Source organism: Antarcticirhabdus aurantiaca (assembly GCF_009765365.1).
Classification (GTDB): Bacteria; Pseudomonadota; Alphaproteobacteria; order Rhizobiales; family Rhizobiaceae; genus Antarcticirhabdus; species Antarcticirhabdus aurantiaca.
In genome coordinates, this window is record NZ_VTOM01000006.1 from 1 (window position 1) to 21,053 (window position 21,053).

Below are 21,053 nucleotides of genomic sequence, written 5' to 3' on the forward strand. Positions count from 1 at the left end.
GGCTCGGTGGTGCACTACCGCGCCTCGGGCAACGCGCCCGAGCTGCGCTGCTACGTCGAGGCGCCAAGCCAGGACGCCGCAAACACCCGCCTCGCCTGGGGCCTCAAAGCCGCACAAAACGCACTCAAAGGGCGCTGACGACGGGAGCCGTCAGAAGGACCGCAGGCGGCCCTGTCCCCGTCCCGACCGGAAGGGCATGGCGAGGGGTGGGCACAGCACCTCCCCCTCCCCCCAAGCGCTATCGGGCAAGGACGCGGAAGAGATCGCGGGCTGCCTCGAACGTTTCGTCGAGAAGGGCGGTTTGCGCGGCGGCCGCCGATCCATCCAGGCTCGCGACGAGCTTCGAGACGACTTCGGGCTCGTTGCCGGGCTGGACGAAGGCCATGCAGTCGGCCCGCTCGATGGAACGCATGAAGGCGGTCAGCTTCTCGTCCCAGAGAAGCGCGAAGACCGGAACGCCGAGCGAGACTCCCGCGATGATGGCATGCATGCGATGAGCGACGAGGCCGGAGAACGAGGCGATGAAGCTCGCCAATTCCGTCGGCGTGTCGGGCCGCCGACGCTCGAAGCCGCTGCCGGCCGCCTCGCGAAGAACGGGCTCGATCTGGTCGAGCACCACCTCGTCCTCCGGGCTTCCGTTGGTGAAGGCGACGACCTTGAAGCCCTCAGCGGACAAGCCCTTGCAGAGGTTGGCGTACCATGTCGCAAGGTCCTCGTCGGACACGACCTGCGTCGAATGATACCGGATCGCGACGGCGCTCGTCACGCAGAGGCCGATGCCCTCTCGACGCCCGGCCGGATCGGTCGGCAGGTAGCGTCCGATCATCAGGCCGGGATCGCGGACCACGATCGCGAGACGCCCGGCGGCTGCGGCGAAGCGCGAGTCGAAGTTGCGCTTCGAGTTCTCGTCGCGCACCGAGACGTAGATGGGCTTGGCTCGCTCCAGCGCGCGCTGCATGAGCGCGGTTCCCTTGGCGGACCAGTGTGAGGCCACGCCGACGCCGTAGATGGCGGACGGCAGCCCCTGCCGGGCGGCCATCTCCAGGGCCGAGGCGACCTTGACGGGGAAGTTGAGGTCCATGTCGGTGAGGAGGTTGCCGCCGCCGATCACGACCGCGTCGGCGCCCTTCAGGTGCTGCTCGTAATGAGGGCGCCACTTGCGCCTGAGCAGCAGCTCCCGCGGCGGCGCGGTCGCCAGCGACCGCAGGGATGACGGCAGGCCGTCCAGCACTCTCAAGACGGTCGAGCGGGACGCATCGCCGCGCGCGTAGCGCGTGCGGGCACTGAGGTCGACCGAATAGGTCCCCGACGCGTCGCCGCCGCACTCCTTCATCGCCATCTCCAGGCATTCGGCCAGGAGCCCGTCGCCGAGATTGGGACTGAACTTCACGTTGAAGAGGCGGATGCGGGGCATGCGTTCGGTCATGTCGACTGTCCTGCCAGCTCAGGCCGGCTCTCGTGATTCGCTTGAAACTCCGCCGGCACCGCGAGGCGACGGCACCCGAAAATTCCCCTCGCGCACGCGAGGATCGGCACGCCCGACGCCACTCTAGGCGAGAAGCGTTTACAACGCATGTCGTCGAGAGTGGCGTCGGCCTCGTGGCGTTCGTCGCCTCAACATGTCCCGACTGTCATGGATGGGATCGGCAAACAGGATGATAAATATTCACACAAAACATTTGCTCGGCTTTACCACTGGTTGATCGTAGGAACGCGGAGCAGCATTTCCAATTCGGTGAGGATGATACTTCACCTCGAATTCAGGAGCGAGACTGATCATCGGGACATCAAGCCGAGGATCGCATCGTGAAACTGGATGTTCAAACGCACTTTTCTCAAGGTTGGAACACCAAGCTCATCGAGAAGGCCAAGCAGCTCGGTGTCGAGGAGATTCGGGACTCTCAGCCTTGGGGCAAGGTCGAAACGACGCAGGGGCAGTATGTGTTTCCCTCGCAGCTCGTCAACTATATGGACGCCGCCGACAAGGCCGGCATCGCCTCCCTCCTGACGTTCGCCAGTGCCAACGCGCTCTACGACAGCGGCCTGACGCCTTACACGGCCGAGGGCCGGCAGGCCTACGCGAATCACATCATGGCCGTCCTGAAGAAGTACGGCGACCAGGTCCAGGAAATCGAGATCTGGAACGAGTTCAACACCGGCAACTTCAAGGGGCCGGCCTTGAGCAACGAGGCGTTCTACTACACCGAGCTTTTGAAGGTGGTGTGGGAAACGGTCAAGACGAAGCATCCCGACGTCGTGATCCTCGGCGGCTCGGTGAACGTCGTCGGAACCGGCGCGCTGGAAGAGATCTTCGCCAAGGGCGCCCTCGACTACATGGACGCGGTGGCGATTCATCCCTACCGCCCGCAGCCCGAGCACGTCGATGCCGAGATCGCGCACCTGCAGAGCGTGATGGCGCGCTACGGAGAGGTCAAGCCGATCTATGCCACGGAGTTCGGCAAGGAGTTCGCCGACGCGTCCGAGGCGCCCGCCTACATGCTCAAGATGGCGACGCTCATGGCCTCGGCCGGCGTCAAGGAAAGCTACTGGTACGCGCTGATCGACCAGGACCACTTCAAGAACATGGGCCTCCTGACGCGATCCGGCGAGGATAAACCCGCGGCCGACACGTTCGAGTTCATCAAGAAGAACCTCCTGCCGCTGGGCGACCCGGTCCGCATAGGCGGCGACGACGACCTGACGCTCGTCTACCGCTTCGGGTCCGACACCTACGTCATGTGGGGCGTCGACCGGCCGGTCTCCTTCGCGGCCGGCGGAACGTTCTGGAACGCGCAGGGCCAGCAGATCGCCCGACCGGACACGCTCTCCGGCGAGCCCATCATCTTCAAGGGCGCCGGCTTTCAGCTCGCGGAAGGGACCGTCGTCGCCGATACGCTGATGCAGTTCGGCGGCAAGGAGTGGAGCTACTTCGCCGAGAACCCGAACGGTACGCTGACCGAACTCTCGCTGGTCGATTGGGATTGGACGTCCTATTACGGCAGCAAGTACACCAAGCCGCTGCGCGTCAACGCCGACTCCATCGCGCCGGCGGGCGACGGCAACAAGCCCGTCCGCGTGGTGGAGCGCTTCGTGTCCGACCGGGACCAAGTCCTGAGCATCGACGGCACCTGGCGCACGGGCCAAGGCGACGGCGTCGATCTCCACCTGCGCGTCAACGGGACCGAGATCCTCAGCCGCATCTTCGTCGGGCAGTTCAACCTCGAGGGCTTCGAGGTCACGCTGAAGACCGGCGACACGCTGGACTTCGTCGTCGGCCCCAATCAGTACGTCCAGGGCGACTCGACCTCCCGGCAGATCACGCTGACGCGCGTGTCGCAGGAGGGCGGGCACCAGCCGGTCGCCGCTCCGGAAGCGGGCGTGGAACTGCGGGCGTTTGCCGAGGGCGGGCCGCTCGTCGGCACGAATTTCGCAGACCGCCTCTTCGGAGGAATGGGCAACGATCAGATCTCGGGCGGGGACGGCGACGACCTTCTGGTGGGCGGCATCGGGCGCAACCTGATCGACGGCGGCGCGGGTGTCGACACGGTCAGCTATGCGGAGGCGGAGGCAGGCGTCGACGTGCGCCTGTCCAACCCGGCTCTTCAGAGGATCTCCGCCTCGATCGAAGATCGCCTCGTCGACATCGAGGCCGTCGTCGGCTCGCGCCATGACGACCGGTTCTCGGGATCGGACAACAGCGAGAGCTTCTTCGGCGGCGAAGGAAACGACACCTTCCACGCCTCCGCCGGGCGCGACCTGATCGACGGCGGTGCGGGCCGCGACACGCTGACCTTCCAGAGCTTCGGCGGGGGCGTCGTCGTGAACCTCGCGGATGCCTCGCCCCAGAGCTTCGCTCCCAACGGGACCTTGGAAATCCGATCGATCGAGGTTCTCGTCGGCTCCGAGTTCGACGACAGGCTTCAGGCGAGCGACGCGGGCACGACCATTGTCGGCGGGCGCGGCGACGACGTCATCCTGGGCGGAGCGGGCAACGACGACCTCAATGGTGGCGCGGGCCGCAACACCGTGTCGTTCGAGGCGACCTCGAGCGGCGTTCGGGTAAGCCTCGCGATCGAGACGGCGCAGGACACGGGCGGAGCCGGCACGGACACGATCCGCCGCTTCCAGGACCTGGTCGGCTCGCAGTGGGACGACAGGCTGACCGGAGACGCGGGCACCAACGAGATCAAGGGAGGTGCGGGCAACGACGAGATCCGCGGCGGCGGGGGAGCCGACATCCTGCACGGCGGATCGGGCTCGGACGTCTTCGTCTACGACGCCGTCGGCGACAGCCGGCCGAAGGCGATGGACACGATCGCGGACTTCTCGTCGGCGGACCGCGACCGCATCTCGCTCGCCGGCATCGACGCCAACACCCGCACGGCCGCGGACGACGCCTTCGTCCTGGTCGAGGCCTTCACGCGCCGGGCTGGCCAGCTGATGATCGAGAAGCAGGGAGACGGCTATCTCGTGTCGGGAGACGTGAACGGCGACGGCCTTGCCGACATCGCGATCAAGGTCGTCACGCACGGCCCGCTGGCGGCCGGCGACTTCATGCTCTGATACGTCCGACGATCTACGGCCGGCCGGAGGGCACGTCGTCCCGAGCCGCCAGAAGGATGCGCTCGAAGAGCCTGGCGCCCGCCGCCGACCACAGGAAGGCGCCGGCGCGCTCTCGGCCTCGCCTGATCCGCTCCTCCCGAAGGCCGGGCTCGTCCCGCAGTCGCCGCACGGCAGCGATCCAGTCCGACACCGCGTCGACATCGGCGTAGAGCACGGCGTCGCGGCAGACCTCCGGCATGGCGCCCGCCGGCGCGATGACGGCCGGGCACCCCACGCTCATGGCCTCGAGCGGCGGCAGGCCGAATCCTTCGGTTCGCGAGGGCATCAGGACGCAGAGGGCGTGCTCGTAGAGCGAGCGCAGTTCCCCGTCACTCACCCGGCCGGCGAACACGGTGCGAGGCGGCATGGCGATCCCGACCTTTGCCAGGGCGGCTTCTGTCGTTCCGACGATGACAGGAACGACGTCGCCCAACCGGTCATCCGAGAAGGCCTTCGCCAGGACGCCCGTGTTCTTGTAGGCCTTCGGGCTGCCGATATGGACCGCGAAGGGGCGATTTGAGAGCCCCAGACGCTCGATGACGCCGGCCTGCGCGGCTTCTTCCCGGAGGTGGTCGACGCCGTTGTGAATCACGACGGTGCGCTCGCGCGGCGAGACTCGGCACAAGTCGAGCATCTGCCGGGAAAACTCCGACACCGTCAGGACCTCGCGGCTCGTTCGCGCCATCCAGGGCGTGATCAGCCGGTAACCCCAGCGCTGGCGCGCCGGATAGGAACTGTCGGAGAACAGGAACTGCACGTCGTGGAGCATCAGGAGCTTGGACCGGTGCAGGACGGGCGCCAGGTTGCACAGGTTGACGAGCACCGCCCCCTTGGCGCGTCGCGGAAGGGTGAACTGCTCCCAGACCTGCGAGGTCGCCTTCGGGTCCTCTTCCAGCCGGATCGTCGTCAACTCCGGCGTCCAGTCGCGGCGTGTCGGCAGGATCAGCGACGCGGCGGGGCGGCTCGCCGGATCGGTCGCCGCCAGGAGCGCGTCGACCTCCCGAATCATCCGGTCGGCCACGCGATGGACGCCGTTCAGGCCGGCGCCGTAGAACTTTCCGTTGAACACTATCGGACGCATCGGATCTCGTCGTGGAAGGTGAGCGGAGTCGTGACGAGCGGATCGATAGCACGTCGCCTTCGGTGCACCACCCGGGTTCTGAACGGAGCGGCGAGCGCAAAGCCTGCTCGCCCCCTCCCCTCTTGGCGTCCGATTCTCAGCACGGCGTGGGCGCGGCGGCCTCGCCGGGTGCGAACAGGCGCAGCCGGTAGCGCAGAACATCGCCGCCGTTCTCCTTGTTCGGCCCGACGACGAGGTCGAGCCTGTCGCCCGCTTGGAGATCCAGCGCGAGATCGTCGAAGGACAGATCGGACGTGACCGTCTCCGATCTGAGAACCTCGTCATTGCGGCGAATCTCGACCTCGACGCCGTCGCCCTTCTCCTCCTTGGCGAAGCAGGCGCTGAGCGTGACGCTCTGCGCGGCGGGAGCGGTGTAGCGGACGACGGGCCGGTTCGGATCGGCCGGGTCCCCGCTCGGGGCGAGGCTGGAATCGTTGATGCGCAACGGACGCAGCCATCGGCTTCCCAGATAGGACGTCCATTCCCAGTCGTTCATGGAGAGGGTTTCCTCCTTCGACTTCGGCGTCGCCGCGAGATAGGACCAGGGCTCCTGCGCGAACTGAAGAAGCGTGTCGGCGACGACGGGGCCGCTGCCGAGCGTGAGGTCCGCCGAGCCGAGCACGATCAGGGGATCCTCGCCGAGACGGTAGGGCGGACGAACCTCGCGGCCCTCGACGTCGACGACGCGCGCGCCTTCCGGCACCTCGATGGCGAAGGGCGCGCCCCAGACCACCTGGGCGGTCTCGCCGAAGACCACGCGCTTGATCAGCGACTGCCCCATGTCGTCCGAGCGGGCCGGCCCCTCGCGCAGGAGCGCCTGGGCGAGCTCGAAGGCCCGGGCGGCGGGCTTGGTGGCGCCGTTCGGGCGCAGGAGGCCCATGTTGCGGAACCACCTCTGGTCCCGAAGCGCGTACCAATAAGCCCGCTCGACGCCGGCCGCGCTCATCAGCGCCGTCATCTTGACGAGACCCGAGGCCGCCAGTTCCGGCGTGGCGTAGTTGTCGCTGAACTCGGTCGCCCAGATCGGCTTCTCACCGCCGTGCCGCGCCATGGCCGCCTTCAGGCGGTCGAGCTCGAGAGCCACGTTCTCGGGATGGGAGCGGTAGGGGTGGACGACCACGGCGTCCATCGCCTCGAGGGCGCCGGCCTCGAAGAGCTGTTCCAGGAAGCCGGTCCCGATGACGTTGGTCGAGCCGCCGAGGATGGCGACGTCCGGATGGTCGGGCTTGACCGCGTCGTACACGGCCTTGAGGAGCGCGGTATAGGAGTGCGGCACGTCCTGCGCGGCAGGCCCCTTGATCCCGCCCTTGCCGTTGATCTCGTTGCCGATCTCGACAGCGACGATGCAGTCGGGGCCCTGGTCGAGCACGGCCCGCACGTAGTCGGCGAAGGCTCGCCGGCCTTCATCCGTATGGACGGTCTCACCGTTGTCGTAGTTTCGGTTCTCCGGGACGAGGGTGAGCATGACGTCGAGCCCGGCCTCGCAGATCGCCCGGATGTGCGACGAGCGCTCCTTGATGGCATAGGTGCCGCGGCTCGGCTCGCCCTGGTTCCATGGCAGCGAATCGCGAAGCGCCGGCGCCTTCAGCGCGACGGCCTCGTCCAAGGCCTCGATCGGCCAGCCTTGGCTGAAGTGCGTTTGGACACCGAGCTCCATGGCGTCCGCCGGGCGAAGGGGACCACCCATCGCCGTGAAGGCGACGGCGGCGAGAAGCACCCCCAGGCCTGACGGGGTACCGAGACGCATAGCAGGCATAGACCACCTCCGAAGGGCTTCTCGTCAACTATCGGTTGCGATTCGTTCGTCCCTTTTGAGAAACGGCACGAGTGTGGCGATTCTGCCGAAGCGGGCGACCGACGCGGTCACGAAGTCCGAAAAAGGAGCGGTCACGTCAACTTGAAGCGCCGATGCCGCACTGCCGAAGAAGGGTGCGATTTTCCTGCCGCATGGTTTATGTGGTCCGCCAACTAATGAGTGCAATGATGCCCCGCGCTCCAGCTGCTCACACTACTGGGAAGGGAATGATCGACGCGTCGGGCATCCCAAAAAATGCGGTGGCAGGGACGTAACGATCCGCTCTCACGCGAGATTCCACGCCACGTTGGCCCGCCGATCACAAAACAGCTCCAGATCTACCGTTGCGTAAAAAAATTTCTGATCCAGTGCACATTCGCCTGACGTCTTATAGCCCTCGAATGAAACAGCTGAACTTTCACAAAAATACTTTTAGAAGCGCGCTTCAATCAACTTTTCTTCGAGTTATCAAGGGCTCGAGGGGCAACGGAGCAAGCGTTTGCAGCGGGTCCCTCTAGGTTAGAAGCCGCTCTCCCCTCTAGCAATCACGCTTAAAAAATGCTTAAACGCGCCCATCGAGTTCAACCAAAGGGAAGTGATCGAAATGGCATCTGGACAGGGCGTTATTCTTCCGGACAATGAGACGTATTCTGCCGAGCCGAATCCGAACAATGATGGCACCCCGACCAAGGGCTTCGCCAAGGTGTTCGAAGTCAGCCCGGGCAAGTACACCGGCAGCGACGGCAACGATCGCGTCAGCATCTCCGACCTCGTCAAGGACAACGATCAGATCATCAAGACCGGAGCGGGCGACGACATCTTCAACTTCAACGGATCCGAGAGCCGGCTCCCGCAGAACGTCGATCGCGTCAACGGCATCGTTGACCTCGGCACCGGCGGCAACGACGGCGTGTTCCTCGGCTTCCAGCTAGACGACTACAAGTACACCGTCCGTTCGGATGGCGGTCTCAAGATTCAGTACGTCGGCGACAATGGCGACGTCGACGGCGTGGCGGTGACCTTCCGGGGCGCCGAGTACTTCACGTTCCGGAATGTCGACGACGTCACCGGCCAGAATTTCCAAACCTATACCATATCTCACGACGAGCTCGTCGCGAGGATTCTGGCTGCTTCTCCGAACCCGGATCAAGTTTGATTATCTCGTAAACCATCTCGTTCGTAGGCACGTATCAATGCGTGCTTGTAGCGCGAGACTGGAATAGATTGTCACAAGGCCGGCAGCGAAAACCTCGCTGCCGGCCTTGTGATCTCGGTCCTCGCAAGGCTTGATACCGCCGCACTTTTTGCGTGACTCGACGAGGGTTTTCCCGTCGTTCAGGACGTGATTCATTGCCGTGTCCCATGAGAGGGAGGCAGTGATGGCCCACGGTTTGCCGATCCGAACGGACGTGGCGAGCCCGTCCGAGCTACGACGCCTGGCCAAGAAGGAGCCGCGGCGGCGCACGGTGCAGCGGATGCTGGCGATCGCCAACGCGCTGGAAGGCCTGAGCCGGGCGGATGCGGCGCGGGCGGCGGGGATCGATCGGCAGTCGCTGCGCGACGCGGTGCTGCGTTTCAACGCCGAAGGGTTGGCCGGGCTGGTGGATCGCCCCAACGGCCGCCGGCCCGAGCGCCTGACCGATGGCGAGCAGGCCGCCCTGGTGGCGCATGTCCTGCGCGGGCCCGATCCCGAGCGCGGCGATCCGTCGAGTTGGACCCTGCCTGACCTTTGCCGCTTCATCGAGGCGCGGTTCAACAAGACGATGTGTCCGCAATCGATGTCGCGGGTCGTGCGCCGTCTCGGCCTGTCGCGGCAGAAGGCTCGGCCCGTGCATCCCCAGCGCAGCGCCAAGGCGGCGCAAGCCTTCGCAAAGGGGGGCTCTTTGCTGCCGTAGAGGCCACGCGGGCGGCCCATCCCGAGGCACAGATCGAGCTGTGGTTCCAGGACGAGGCGAGGGTCGGGCAGAAGGGGCGAACAGGTCACCGCTGGTGGCTGCGCGGCAGGCGCCCGCCCGGCCTTTGCGACAAGCGCTTCGCCTCGGCCTACCTGTTCGGCGCCGTGCGGCCCGCCACCGGCGACGCCTTCGCGCTGGTAATCCCGCACGTCTCGACGGCGGCCATGAGCGTCTTCCTGGCCGAGTTCGCCGCTACCATCGCGCCCGGCCGGCACGTCGTCATGGTGCTCGATCAGGCCGGCTGGCACGGGGCCAAGGCGCTCGTCGTGCCGAGCAATATCACGCTCGTGCCGCTGCCGCCCTACTGTCCCGATCTCAACCCGGTCGAGCGCATCTGGCTGTACCTGCGCGAGCGCTTCCTCTCGCATCGCATGCTGCCCGATCTCGACGCCGTTATCGACGCCTGCTGCCAAGCCTGGAATGCACTCGCCGACGAGCCGGAACGCGTCCGATCCCTCACCGCATACCCTTACCTGCAACAGGTCAATGCGTAGGTGCGGCGGTATGAGACCGCCGCTCCCCATTAAGCACACGATCGATCACATCAAGGCTTCGTCACAGCCGCGCCATGCGCCACCGCAACTTGGCAGTTCAGCCGCTCCGGCCTCCTCGCCACATTCGAGCGATTTGCCGGCCGGGGTGAACTACTGACCCATAGAACGGCCGCTGACGCCCTCTCCTGCGCAGATGCGATATACTTAGATGCAGGTCATCAGCAGTATCTATATCGCGTGAAGCCTCGCACAGGCGACGTTTATCCATCCTGAGAAGAAGCGGCGGTGACACTCATGGACGCACCTCTGCCGAACTTGGCCGAATCCTTCGATCGAGATCGACTCCGCCGATCTCCGGCTCAAGCGTGGTCCGATCATGGGCACCTCTATCGCAAGATGCCGCCTGACACGTCATGCACCGCAGCCATGCTCCGAGACCTGATGCGACCGGGGGCGCTTGCTGCTATTGCGGCCCGAGATGGTGGCGCCCCGCCTCCGGCCGTTGAGATCCTACGTCGATGAACCAGCCTTCGGGACGCCTGCGCAAGCTGTCTTCGGTCGCGTCCGTGGCCGTCGGGCCGGTCGCCCGTGCCTCCAACCAGCTCGTCACCTTCGCCTTGACCCTGGTGGCCATCCGCTACCTCAGCCCCGCCGAGTTCGGCGCCTTCGCGCTGGCCTCGATCGCCGTGACGGTGATTCGCACCCTGCTCTACAGCGGCGCGTTCGAGTATCTCCTGAAGGCGCCGTCGGCGCGGCAGGCCTCGACGGAAACGCTGGTCTTCAACGTCCTCCTCGTGACGGTGCTCAACCTCCTGGTGCTCGGCGGTTTGTGGCTGGCCGACAGCCTCGGCTATGCCGGAGACATCACCAGCCTTCTCCTGATCCTCGTTCCGTCGAACTTCATCGCGGCGCTCGGAGCCTGGCAGGAATCGCTTCTTCTCCGGTCGAATCGGCTGACGCCCTACTACATGCTGACCTTCGCGGCCGAGCTGCTCTCCATGCTGGTCGCGGTCGCGATGTTCGCGACCGGATTCGGGCTGCTGGCCCTGGTCGGCCAGATCTATGCGCGCAACATCCTCATCGCCGCCTTCTACCTCGCGCTCCAGCGGCCGGTGTTCTCCGAACGCTTCTCGACGACCGCCCTGCGAGCGATGACGCTGTGGTCGCTGCCGCGCTACGGCTCGATCTCGCTGAACATGACCTCGACCTACGCGGTCGACCTCCTCCTGGGCATCTTCATGTCGCCGGCGGCGACGGGCATCTATCGCGCGAGCAGCCGGCTCGTCACGGCCGTCGCGGACATCTTCAATCAGCCGACCCGCATCATCAGCATGACCATGATCTCGAGGAACGTCGCGGCCGGGCGCCCCGTGACCTCGACCTGGACGCTCATCTTCGCCGTCGCGGCCGTCGTCGGCCTATCCGCGCTGGCGGGCCTCGGCAGCGTTTCGGGCCTTCTCGTGCCCGTCCTCATGGGGCCGGAATGGAGCGCCGCAGCACCGGTCGTGGCCGTCCTGTGCGTGGCCCGGGCCTTCATGCTCTTCGATTCGGCGATGATGCCGGCTCTGGTGGCCCACAACCACCAGAAGTCCGTCTTCTACATGCAGGTCGTGACGACGGCGCTCCTGCTGGCGTTCATGATCGCCGCCGCCCCGCATGGCGTCCTCGCGGCGAGCGTCGCGGCCGCCCTTGCCGCGGCCTGCAACAGCCTGCTGATCTACAGCCTCGCGCATCGCCGCCTGTCGGGCTCCGGCACCGCGCTCGCGAAGATCCTGCCGGCCGCGCTCCTGCCGCCCCTCGCCACCTTCGCCGCCGCCGCGGGATTGATCCTGATGCTCGGGACCGCCGGCATGGATCCCATTGCGCTGCTGGTCGCGGCCATCGCCACCGGCATGGGCGGCTGGCTGATCGCGGTCCTCGCCCTTCTCCCCCGCCTGAAGCGTATCGCATCGATGCTCCGGCAACAGAGCAAGATGGCCTGACGCACCTCGGCGCGAGTCCAGCATGGGACGGGTTGCGGCTTGACCGCCGTCTGCATGGACGGCTTCTGGAAGCGACGCCGATCGAGAGCGATGCCGACGCCCTCCGCTAAGCGCGGTTCAGGCTCCGACGAGCGGCGCGTGAGCCTCGTAGATGCTGTCCAGGACCAGCTCGGCCTGGCTTCGCCAGGAAAAGCGCCTTTCCCGTTCGTGGCCGAGCCGGATCAATTCCGCCGCTCGATCCTGGTCATGCAGTACGCAGCGCGTGGCAGCCAGGATCGAAGCCACGTCGTAAGGGTTGCAATACTCGGCCGCCTCGCCGCAGCGCTCCACCATGGAGGGGATATGGGACGTCACGACGGGACAGCCGAAGTGCATCGCCTCGAGAGGCGGTATGGCGGAAGCCTCGTAGAACGACGGGAAGACGAGGCAGCGGGCCTTGCGATAAACCGCGCCCAGGAGCCGGGGGTCCTCGACCTGCCCGAGGAAGTGAACGTGACGGCGCACGTCGTCCGGCAGCTTCATGTCCACCGGCGTCAGGATGCGTCCGGCCGTCCCGACGAAGACGAAGTCGATCCCGTCCTCCCGCGCGAGCCGCACGGCGAGATCCCGAAGACCGGCGAAGTTCTTGCGCAGGGATAGGGAGCCGACATAGGCGACGAAGTTGGCGGGCAGTTCTTGGGCGACAGGATCCTCGCCCAACTCGTCACCCTCCCGGCTGCGGCGCCAGCCTCCGTTCTGCGCCACGACAAGCTTATGGCGCGAGGCGGGCGCCACGTCCGACAGGGCGTTCCGTTCCGTCTTGGACACGGTGAAGATCGGATCGGCGCGGCGCATCAGCGTCGGCAGGATCAGCGAGTGGAAGATCCGGTACCGCTTCCTGTAGGAGGCGGGGAACTGCCGATAGGACAGGTCGTGGATCATCACGCCGACCGGCTGGCGGCGCACCATGCTCAGGAGCGGAGCCGTGTTGCCGAGGCACAGCAGGCTGCTCTTCGGCGCGGCGAAGGGAAGCACGAACTGCTCCCATACCCATCCCTTGGCACCGGGCGCTTCGACGACATCGATCGAGCGCAGGGCGAGTGCGCCGAGATCGGGCGCGGGCTCGCAGATCAGCTGCACGCGGAACCGATCGTCTCCTTCGGTCACGATGTGATCGATCTCGCGCACCAGCTCGCGAGCGACGCGCTGAACTCCCGTAATCTTCTGGCTGATGAAGCGCCCGTTGATTGCAAGATCGATGACCCGACGCGTCACTTACACGGCACTCCGAAGGCGCGGGACACCCGATTCAGGCCAACGGATCACGCACCTCACCGGCAAAGGTCGACGTATCCGGTCGATGGGAGCAGCAGAGAGCCGGTCCGAGATCTCAGGCCGGCTGTCGAAGACGTCGCCGCGTCACGCCAGAATACCTTACGCTCCCGCATCGGCGCTGATGCAGGCACAAACGAAACATCGGACCTGTTCATCGCGCTCCCCATCCCGACTTCATCAGAAGCCGGAAACCTTCGAACCGGCAACCCCATTTCGAGCGACGCCAACAGTCTGCAGAGGGGGAGTCACATCAACCAGCTCGTGGCGTGTCGTGCGGGACCCACGCACCTTCACTTCTCGGTAGCGACGATCCAAACGCCTCCCGCAAAGAGCGAATCGGCGGCCTTGGAACAGGTGTGGCGACGCATCTGCGACCGATCGGTTCAAGCCGGCATCCCGTTCATTCCGCGTCGGCGCCGATCCCGCGACAGACTCTGGCGGGACGATCCATCCCGCGAGCTCGAGCCGAACCGGTTCCTTCGAAGCTCCGGTTACAGCTTGGATCGCACCTTGGCCAAGAAAGTGGCGCGGTATGATTGACGACACATTAATGCCCGGCCGAGAGCGCGCAGGGCGCGAAGCGACGCTGGTCGGGCAGCGGAGATCCGGCCTATCGAAGCTGGGCGGAACACGAGGGCTCAAAATAGCGCCCGCCATCGATTGCTTCGGAGCTACTTCATCTCGCGCTTTTTGAGATCGCGCGGCCACTGCCGGCGCAGGCAAACATCATGTTCAGCGCCTCTGGGTGACGCAGCCCCGCCTGCGGGATGGAAGGCAGACAACAAAAAAGCGGGACGAGACCCGCTTTCTTCGATGCCGATCGTGGCCGTGCGGGTGATCAGTGGTCGCCCGTCCCCAAGGCGACGATGCCGACGGTCTTGGAAATGATCCGCAAATCCTCGGAGAAGCTCACGTTCGAGGCGTATCGCACGTCCAGGGCGACCCGCTCGTTGTAGCTCAGCTCGTTGCGTCCGCTGACCTGCCACAGGCCGGTCACGCCGGGACGGACGGACTTGTAGTGGGCGAAATCCTGGCCGTAGCGGGCGACTTCCGATTGGACGATCGGCCGCGGACCCACGACGCTCATGTCGCCGCGCAGGACGTTGATGAATTGGGGAAGCTCGTCGAGGCTCGTCTTGCGCAGGATACGGCCCATCCAATGGATCCGGGGATCGCTGCGCAGCTTCTGGGTCTCGTCCCATTCGGCGCGGCACGACGGCGAACTGGCCAAAAGGGCCTGCAGCTGGGCGTCGGCGTCCTTGACCATGCTGCGGAACTTCAGGCACGAGAACATCTGCCCGTTCCGTCCGATCCGACGCTGGCTGTAGAAGATCGGCCGTCCGTCGGCGATCAGCAGCCCGGCCGCGATCAGGAGCAGGAGCGGCGCGAGAGCGAGCAGCACCGCAGCCGCGAAGACGACGTCGAACCGTCGCTTCCAGGCGGACCCGGCGATCGTCGGCGCCCCTGCGAGGCTCGTCTGCGACTGGCGGTGACGGCCGAGGCGTCGACGCGCCTCGAACGGCACGAAGCCGAGGCGGCGCCGAGGAAGAGGCTGCGTCACGTCTGCAGAATTATCTACCACCTAAAATCTCCAACGATCGGGACGCCGGGCGAGATGCCTAAGGTCAGACCATCGCGCTGCCGAAGACGGTTTACCGAACGTTAATGCTCCAGGTCAACTGGATTAGCCTCTGCACACCTAGCCATTTTCCACTGCGTTAACAGGATAGGTTAAGTCCCATATTGATACAATCAGGCGCACAGTCTGATTTCAAAGAGCTCTCATCTAGGCCAAATTGGGGCAAGGATGCATTAATCATCCGACGAGCGGACATTCTCTTTAATTCCACCTGCTTTACAGAAAAAACAGATCTCGTCGTAAGAACAGACGCAATATCCGAAGCCGATCCTAAGCTCGCTATGCAGCTTGTTTGCAGTGCAATAAATAAACTAGTAACTCTTACTAATTTTTTCGCACCCCGGTTATTGTTTGTAGCGATTGCATGCTTAGATTGGCCCTAAAGAATTCCGCAATGTGGAGGCTGCTATGAGGGTCCATCACGCCAACGCACACCACACGGTCTGGTCGATGAATGCCACGAAGCGCGACCGCGTACCGAACGACGCGCTCCGTCCGGCGCGCGGCCTGATGATCGGTCTGGGAATCAGTGCATTCTTGTGGGCTGGCCTGATCTCCGTCTTTTTCTGGTGATCATCAGCTTCCCTTGCGGATTTTCATCGCCTGTCGAGTCGCTTGATTTCAGACCGACGGGCCGCGATCTAGCGTTTCAACCTTTCCTGGAGCCCGCGCTTTCGCGTACGACGCCAGCCTGACCAGCTGGCGCCGCTCCTATACGTCATGCGATGCCACTACACCTCCCGCCCCGACAGGGTCGCGGCGGTCTGGATCAGGGCGAGGTGGCTGAGCCCCTGCGGCATGTTGCCGAGATAGTCGCCGGTCTGCGGGTCGACCATCTCGGGAAGGATGCCGCAGCCGGGATCGAGGGCGGCGAGAAGCGCGTCGAACCGCCCGCAGGCCTCGTCGTGATGGCCGAGAAGGGCGAGCCCCTCGATCACCCAGAAGGAGCAGGCGAGGAAGCAGCCCTCGTCGTTCTCCACCCCGTGATAGCGGTAATGGTATTCGCCCCGGCGCAGCTCCGCGTCGATGGCGCGTAGCGTCTGTTCCAGGCGCCCCTGCCCGTCGAAGCCGAAGCGCACGGCGAGCGCCAGACTCGCGTCGAGCTTCGTCGAGCCGGGGAAGATGGTGTAGGCCTGCCGCTCCTGCGACCAGCAATGCTCGTCGATCCAGGCCGCGATGCGGTCGCGTGTGCGCGCCCAGCGCTCGCGGCAGGTGGAGGGGATGTGGTTGCCGTCGGCGAGCTCCACCGCGCGCGCCAGCGCCTGCCAGGCGCTGATCTTCGACATGGTGTAGTGCTCGTACTCCTCCAGCTCCCAGATGCCGGCGTCCTTGCGCCGCCAGCCTTCCGCGCAGATGTCGGCGACGTCCGACAGGACCTTGGCACTGGCGGGATCGATGATGTGGCCGGCGGCGACGAAGCGCTTGGCGGTCTCGAAGATGTCGCCGAAGATGCCCTGCTGGAACTGGTCGGCGGCCTGGTTGCCGACGAGAACGGGCCGCGAGCCGCGATAGCCCGGAAGGTCCACCTCGCGCATGGGATCGAGCATGCGGCCGTCGAGCGCGAAGCAGACGCGGGGGCCGTGCTCGGCAAGGCGCTTGATCAGCCAGGTGAAGGCGGCCTTGGCCTCGGCCATGGCGCCGATGCGCATGAAGGCCTTGATCGTATAGGAGGCGTCGCGCACCCAGGCATAGCGGTAGTCGTAGTTCTTGGCGCCGCCGATCCCCTCGGGCAGCGAGGTGGTGGCCGCGGCGGCGATGGCGCCGGTGGGCGAGTAGAGCAGGAGCTTCAGCGCCAGGGCCGAGCGGATCACGAGCGGGCGGCGCTCGCCGTCATAGGCGACGTTGTCGCACCATTGCCGCCATTCCGCGTCGGTCGTGTCGATGCGCGCGTCGATCACGGCCGGAGGCTCGGAAACGAGCGGCTCGTTCTCGCCCGCGATGATCGCGACGGTTTCGCGCGTGCCGGCCGAGACGCGGATGCGCGCGGTGATGCCGCTATCGTCCTCGGCGACGATCTCGACGCCGTCGCCGTAGCGCAGCATGCCGGTGACGTCGCCGACGTGAAAGGTCGTGGCGTTGTCGTTGCGCGCGAGATAGGGGCAGATCGTGTCGGCGCGGGTGCCGAAGACGAGGCGCATCTCGAACTCGACGGTGCCCTCGAGGCCCTCGACGCGGCGCGCGAGCTCGCACCAGGGAAGCCGCCCGCCCGAGCCGCTGTTCAGCGCCTCGACGAGGCGCGCCCGCCCGCTCGCCGTCGCGAACTCGGTCTCGAGGACGTTGGAGTTCTCGCGATAGCTGCGGGTCGACGAGAAGGGCTCGGTCGGAGCGATCACGAAGCAGCCGCCGCAATCCTCGTCGAGGATGCGGTCGAAGAGCGCGGGCGAGTCGATGTTGGGAACGCACCACCAGTCGATGGAGCCGTCTCCGCCGACGAGGGCGACGGAGCGCCCGTCGCCAAGCGCGGCGTAGGCGCGCAGCGGCAGGAAGCCGTCGGCGCGGCGCTTGGCCGCCCGGTCGGCGGCGCGGGCCTGGATCGCGCGGGTGGCCATGCGCTCGGCCTCCGGGCTGGTAGCGGGGCCGTCCATCAGGCCTGTCCCACGGCAGTGGGCGCCGCGCGGTCGAGGAAGCGGTCGGCGGCACGCAGCGACAGGGCCATGATGGTGAGGGCGGGGTTGGCGGCGAGCGAACTCGGAAACACGGAATTGTCGCAGATCCAGAGGTTCGGGGTGTCGAAGCTCCGCCCGAAGGGATCGACCACGGCGCGGTCGGGATCCGTCCCCATGCGGCAGGTGCCGATCGTGTGGGCGGTGCGCTCCAGAACCCAGATGTCGGAGGCGCCGGCCGCTTCCCAGACCTGGCGCATGAAGGCGACGGCGTGGCGCTTCAGGCGCGCTTCGTTTTCTCCTTCGGAATAGCGGATCAGGGGCTTGGGCAGGCCGGTCGCGTCTTTCTCGTCGGACAGGGTCAGGCGGTTCTCCTCGGACGGCAGGCTCTCGCCGTTGATGCCGATGCCGGCGGTCCAGTTGTAACGGTCGAGATAGCGCACGAGGTCCCGGCCCCACAGGCCGCGGCCGCGCGCCACCTGGTCCGACCAGGTCTGAAGAACGACGCCGAGGCTCTGGACGAGATAGCCGCCGGCGAAGTCGGCGTCCTTCGGCCGCACCATGTCCTCGGTGATGATCGCGGAAGGGTAGCCCTTGTTCATGCGCATGGGCTTGTCGAAGGTGCCCCAGACCTGAGTCGCGACGTGGGCGGTGTAGTTGCGCCCGACCTGACCGCTGGAATTGGCGAGGTCGTTGACGAGGAGGAGGCGCGGCGTCTCGACGGCGCCGGCGCAGAGGAACACGGCGGCGCAGCGCTGGCGCTTCTCGACCTCGCCCTGGCGGTAGAGGACGGCGGTGATACGCCCCTGCCGGTCGCGCTCGAAGCCGTGGACGAAGCTGTTCGGGCGGATCTCGGCGCCGTGCCCCAGCCCGAGCGGCAGGTAGGTCACGTCCATCGAGGTCTTGGCACCGTTGCGGCAGCCCTGGTGGCAGTAGCCGCAATTGCGGCAGGGGACACGGGCGGGGATGCCGCCGACCGCGTAGGGCTCGGAGACCACGGCGACGGGACCATCGCTGGCTTTGACACCCAGTGCCTCGCACCCCGCGATCATGGCTTGAGCGGGCGCGTTGCGCTTCACCGGCGGGAGCGGATAGCGGCGATCCGCGTCCCAGGGATAGTTCGCCGGGCCGGAAACGCCGATGAAGCGCTCGACCTCCTCGTAATAGGGCAGGAGGTCGGAGAAGGAGAGCGGCCAGTCCTCGCCCTTGCCGGTTTCCGTCTTCAGGCGAAGATCGCGCGCGTCGGCGCGGGGAACGAAGGCGCCCCAGTGGAGCGTCGAGCCGCCGACGCCGACGCCGCTGTTGTTGGCGCCGAAGGCTTCGGGCGTCTTTCCACCGGATACGCGCTCGTTCATCCAGTAGAGGTCCGCCGACATCGCCTCGTCGGGAACGAATTCGGTGGCGGGGTCGCGATTGGCGCCGGCCTCCAGCGCCACGACGGTGAGGCCGGCGGCGGCGAGGCGCGCGAGAAGCGGCGCGCCGCCCGCCCCCGTGCCGATCACCACGACGTCGACGGTCTCGGTCTCGGCGTAGCGCCGCATCCTGTCGAGGTTCACGGGGCGCCCTCCCCGGGAAGAAGCGGCTCGAAGGACTCGCGCTCGCCGATGCCGACGGCGTCGAAACCGGCAAAGGCCGGGCCGCCCTCGTGGCCGTCGAGCGGGCCGGAATAGCCGAGCCGCGCCATGATGGCGGGATGGGCGACGAAGAGGCGGACGGCATCGGAGCGCACCTCCTCGAACCAGAGCGCGAGCTGGGCGGCGTCGAGGCGGCGCGGCCGCCCCTCCCCGCCCCTCGCCTCGCCGGCCTGAACGCGGCGCAGGAGTTCGTCCTGCTCGCCGCCCGAAAGTCCCGCGAAGCGCGAGGCGCCGAGCGCCTTGGCGAGGTCGTCCAGCGTGTCGAGGCCGTAGCGATAGGCGTCTGGGTCGGAGGGCAGCGCCTCGTAGCGCCAGCCGTTGCCGGTGGCCTCCGCCATCATCGCGTCGAGGCGGGCGGCGAGATCGATCGGCTCGTCCCCGTCCTGGGGCAGGATGCGGGAGGCGAGCGCGCGCAGCGCGTCGAGCTGCGCGTCCGACAAGGCGCGCGGCTCGTAGGCCGGATCGTCGGGCGCCGCGCGGCGCAGCAGCTCGGCGCGCAGGCGCTCGGGGATACGAGGCGAGGTCAGCAGCGCTCGAAGGGCATTCGACGAGGCGTCGGCGGGGCGATTCAGGATGTCCTGCAAGCGGTGCGGTCCGGCTCAAGAGGCAACGTTTGGCCAGCCAAATGCTTCACCGGGCGGATGGTGCCACCCCGTGCTGCGGATTGCCGCAGAGAATCGTGGAAAACTCAGCCGCTCTCGGCCAGCGCGGCGCGAAGGCTGCCGCCGGCGGCAGCCAAGCGGCGGTCGGCCTCGTCGGACGAAAGGCCGCGGGCGACGAGGATGGCGGGCTTGACGCGAAAGCCCGTGGCGTTGAGGGCGGCGCGGGCGGCGGGCTCGTCGCAGGGGACGAGGTCCTGGACCATGGCGACGGCGCGCGCCTGGAGCTTGGCGTTGGTGGGGCGCATGTCGACCATGCGGCCGCGATAAACCTTGCCGAGGCCGACCATGAGGGCGGTGGAGAGAAGGTTCAGCGCGATCTTCTGGGCGGTGCCGGCGGCGAGACGCGTGGAGCCGGCCAAAACCTCCGGGCCGGTGTCGAGGAGGACCGGGCACTGGGCGGCCTGGAGGAGCGGAGAGCCGGGATTGTTGGCGAGGCCGATCGTGAGGGCGCCGCGCGAGCGCGCCGTCTCCACGGCGGCGAGCGTGAAGGGCGTGCCGCCGCTGGCGGCGAGCGCGACCAGGACGTCGTTCGGCCCGAGCGCGTTCGCCTCGACGGCCCGGGCGGCGGCCTCGCGGTCGTCCTCGGCGCCCTCGCGGGCCTGGGCGATGCTGGCCTCGCCGCCGGCGAGGATGACGACGAGGCGCTCCGCCGGCCAGTCGAAGGTCGGCCCGAGCTCGACGCCGTCGAGCATGGCGAGCCGCCCCGAAGTGCCGGCACCGGCATAGGCGAGGCGCGAGGCCGGGCGGCGCAGGCGCTCGAGCGCGGGGGCGCGGGCGGCCTCGATGGCGGGAAGCGCGGCGCGCACCGCCGCGACGGCCGCGGCCTGGCCGTCGAGCAGGGCTTCCAGGAGAGCGCCGGGCTCCAGGGCGTCGAGCCGCTCGTTGCGCGCCTCGCTGCGCTCCGTCGCCCGCGTTTCGATCCCTGCCGCCATCGCCGCCGCCCGCCTTCCCGCCGTTTGTCCGCATCAACCGCGAAGGGCGGCAAATGGGTCCCGACAGAGCCGGTTGCATGCTATGGCGGACGCGTCCCAGGAGGAGTTCCGATGCTGCAGGACCGCAAGAACCCGTTCTACCGCCCGCTTTGGGTGCGGCTCCTGATCCTCGCGGTCTGCGCCGGCTGGTCCGCCTTCGAGTGGTGGAACGGCGAGCCGACCTGGATGATGATCGCGCTCGCGATCACGGCCTACGCCGTCTACTCCTTCTTCATCGCCTTCGACCCGGACGACCGCTCGGCCGGGTCGGAAAAGTAGGCG

General features: G+C 66.8%; 16 protein-coding genes and 1 pseudogene. 8 read left to right on the plus strand and 9 right to left on the minus strand.

Going from position 1 to position 21,053, the window contains the following annotated elements; all coding sequences use genetic code 11:
* Positions 1-138: hypothetical protein (locus FZN60_RS08440; protein ID WP_158873040.1), on the plus strand; the 138-nt coding region annotated here is incomplete at its 5' end.
* Positions 139-238: 100 nt separating this feature from the next.
* On the opposite strand, the gene FZN60_RS08445 is transcribed toward FZN60_RS08440, so the two are convergent.
* On the minus strand, positions 239-1,426 hold the full coding sequence (locus FZN60_RS08445) for a polysaccharide pyruvyl transferase family protein (RefSeq protein ID WP_158873041.1): 1,188 nt from the start codon (positions 1,424-1,426) through the stop codon (positions 239-241).
* A 380-nt stretch (positions 1,427-1,806) separates the two neighbouring features.
* On the opposite strand from FZN60_RS08445, the gene FZN60_RS08450 reads away from it, so the two are divergent.
* On the plus strand, positions 1,807-4,563 hold the full coding sequence (locus FZN60_RS08450) for a calcium-binding protein (RefSeq protein ID WP_158873042.1): 2,757 nt from the start codon (positions 1,807-1,809) through the stop codon (positions 4,561-4,563).
* 13 nt (positions 4,564-4,576) lie between these two features.
* On the opposite strand, the gene FZN60_RS08455 is transcribed toward FZN60_RS08450, so the two are convergent.
* Entirely contained in the window at positions 4,577-5,683 is a 1,107-nt protein-coding gene (locus FZN60_RS08455) for a glycosyltransferase family 4 protein (protein ID WP_158873043.1), read from the minus strand.
* A 136-nt stretch (positions 5,684-5,819) separates the two neighbouring features.
* Positions 5,820-7,478, minus strand: a complete 1,659-nt coding sequence (locus tag FZN60_RS08460; RefSeq protein ID WP_158873044.1) for a glycosyl hydrolase — start codon at positions 7,476-7,478, stop codon at positions 5,820-5,822.
* Positions 7,479-8,121: 643 nt separating this feature from the next.
* Here FZN60_RS08460 and FZN60_RS08465 point away from each other — a divergent pair.
* The 4 genes and pseudogenes from FZN60_RS08465 to FZN60_RS08480 all read left to right on the plus strand — a co-directional run bounded on the left by FZN60_RS08465 (position 8,122) and on the right by FZN60_RS08480 (position 11,948).
* Positions 8,122-8,673 (plus strand): hypothetical protein, encoded by a 552-nt coding sequence (locus FZN60_RS08465; protein WP_158873045.1) that lies wholly within the window; start codon positions 8,122-8,124, stop codon positions 8,671-8,673.
* A 223-nt stretch (positions 8,674-8,896) separates the two neighbouring features.
* Positions 8,897-9,412, plus strand: coding sequence for a winged helix-turn-helix domain-containing protein (locus FZN60_RS08470; protein WP_158873046.1), 516 nt, complete (start codon positions 8,897-8,899; stop codon positions 9,410-9,412).
* A 17-nt stretch (positions 9,413-9,429) separates the two neighbouring features.
* Positions 9,430-9,966 (plus strand): annotated as a pseudogene (locus FZN60_RS28850) (IS630 family transposase); the annotation flags it as partial.
* Positions 9,967-10,484: 518 nt separating this feature from the next.
* Positions 10,485-11,948, plus strand: coding sequence for an oligosaccharide flippase family protein (locus FZN60_RS08480; protein WP_158873048.1), 1,464 nt, complete (start codon positions 10,485-10,487; stop codon positions 11,946-11,948).
* 117 nt (positions 11,949-12,065) lie between these two features.
* On the opposite strand, the gene FZN60_RS08485 is transcribed toward FZN60_RS08480, so the two are convergent.
* Positions 12,066-13,202: a glycosyltransferase family 4 protein gene (locus FZN60_RS08485; RefSeq protein WP_158873049.1), complete on the minus strand. Its 1,137-nt coding sequence runs from the start codon at positions 13,200-13,202 to the stop codon at positions 12,066-12,068.
* Positions 13,203-14,100: 898 nt separating this feature from the next.
* Positions 14,101-14,823 carry a sugar transferase gene (locus tag FZN60_RS08490; protein ID WP_246726664.1) on the minus strand — a complete coding sequence of 241 codons (723 nt, stop codon included), beginning with the start codon at positions 14,821-14,823 and terminating at the stop codon, positions 14,101-14,103.
* A 486-nt stretch (positions 14,824-15,309) separates the two neighbouring features.
* On the opposite strand from FZN60_RS08490, the gene FZN60_RS08495 reads away from it, so the two are divergent.
* Positions 15,310-15,474: a hypothetical protein gene (locus FZN60_RS08495; RefSeq protein ID WP_158873051.1), complete on the plus strand. Its 165-nt coding sequence runs from the start codon at positions 15,310-15,312 to the stop codon at positions 15,472-15,474.
* A gap of 158 nt (positions 15,475-15,632) precedes the next feature.
* Here FZN60_RS08495 and FZN60_RS08500 read toward each other — a convergent pair whose 3' ends face one another.
* The 4 genes from FZN60_RS08500 to FZN60_RS08515 all read right to left on the minus strand — a co-directional run bounded on the left by FZN60_RS08500 (position 15,633) and on the right by FZN60_RS08515 (position 20,732).
* Positions 15,633-17,486: a glycoside hydrolase family 15 protein gene (locus FZN60_RS08500; RefSeq protein ID WP_246726666.1), complete on the minus strand. Its 1,854-nt coding sequence runs from the start codon at positions 17,484-17,486 to the stop codon at positions 15,633-15,635.
* On the minus strand, positions 17,486-19,060 hold the full coding sequence (locus FZN60_RS08505; RefSeq protein ID WP_158873052.1) for a GMC family oxidoreductase: 1,575 nt from the start codon (positions 19,058-19,060) through the stop codon (positions 17,486-17,488). Before FZN60_RS08505 ends, FZN60_RS08500 begins: the two co-directional genes overlap by 1 nt.
* The gene (locus tag FZN60_RS08510) at positions 19,057-19,722 is read right to left on the minus strand and encodes a gluconate 2-dehydrogenase subunit 3 family protein (RefSeq protein ID WP_158873053.1); all 666 of its coding nucleotides are present in this window, start codon (positions 19,720-19,722) and stop codon (positions 19,057-19,059) included. The genes FZN60_RS08505 and FZN60_RS08510 overlap by 4 nt, the downstream gene beginning before the upstream one ends.
* Positions 19,723-19,826: 104 nt before the next feature.
* Positions 19,827-20,732 (minus strand): N-acetylmuramic acid 6-phosphate etherase, encoded by a 906-nt coding sequence (locus tag FZN60_RS08515; RefSeq protein WP_158873054.1) that lies wholly within the window; start codon positions 20,730-20,732, stop codon positions 19,827-19,829.
* A gap of 111 nt (positions 20,733-20,843) precedes the next feature.
* On the opposite strand from FZN60_RS08515, the gene FZN60_RS08520 reads away from it, so the two are divergent.
* Positions 20,844-21,050 carry a hypothetical protein gene (locus tag FZN60_RS08520; protein ID WP_246726667.1) on the plus strand — a complete coding sequence of 69 codons (207 nt, stop codon included), beginning with the start codon at positions 20,844-20,846 and terminating at the stop codon, positions 21,048-21,050.
* The last annotated feature ends 3 nt before the right edge of the window (positions 21,051-21,053 follow it).

Excerpts from the sequence above, each read along its gene's own strand:
- FZN60_RS08445 (WP_158873041.1), bottom strand. The coding sequence starts at position 1,426 with ATGACCGAACGCATGCCCCGCATCCGCCTCTTCAACGTGAAGTTCAGT.
- FZN60_RS08455 (WP_158873043.1), bottom strand. The coding sequence starts at position 5,683 with ATGCGTCCGATAGTGTTCAACGGAAAGTTCTACGGCGCCGGCCTGAAC.
- FZN60_RS08460 (WP_158873044.1), bottom strand. The coding sequence starts at position 7,478 with ATGCCTGCTATGCGTCTCGGTACCCCGTCAGGCCTGGGGGTGCTTCTC.
- FZN60_RS08465 (WP_158873045.1), top strand. The coding sequence starts at position 8,122 with ATGGCATCTGGACAGGGCGTTATTCTTCCGGACAATGAGACGTATTCT.
- FZN60_RS08470 (WP_158873046.1), top strand. The coding sequence starts at position 8,897 with ATGGCCCACGGTTTGCCGATCCGAACGGACGTGGCGAGCCCGTCCGAG.
- FZN60_RS08480 (WP_158873048.1), top strand. The coding sequence starts at position 10,485 with ATGAACCAGCCTTCGGGACGCCTGCGCAAGCTGTCTTCGGTCGCGTCC.
- FZN60_RS08495 (WP_158873051.1), top strand. The coding sequence starts at position 15,310 with ATGAGGGTCCATCACGCCAACGCACACCACACGGTCTGGTCGATGAAT.
- FZN60_RS08500 (WP_246726666.1), bottom strand. The coding sequence starts at position 17,486 with ATGGACGGCCCCGCTACCAGCCCGGAGGCCGAGCGCATGGCCACCCGC.
- FZN60_RS08515 (WP_158873054.1), bottom strand. The coding sequence starts at position 20,732 with ATGGCGGCAGGGATCGAAACGCGGGCGACGGAGCGCAGCGAGGCGCGC.
- FZN60_RS08520 (WP_246726667.1), top strand. The coding sequence starts at position 20,844 with ATGCTGCAGGACCGCAAGAACCCGTTCTACCGCCCGCTTTGGGTGCGG.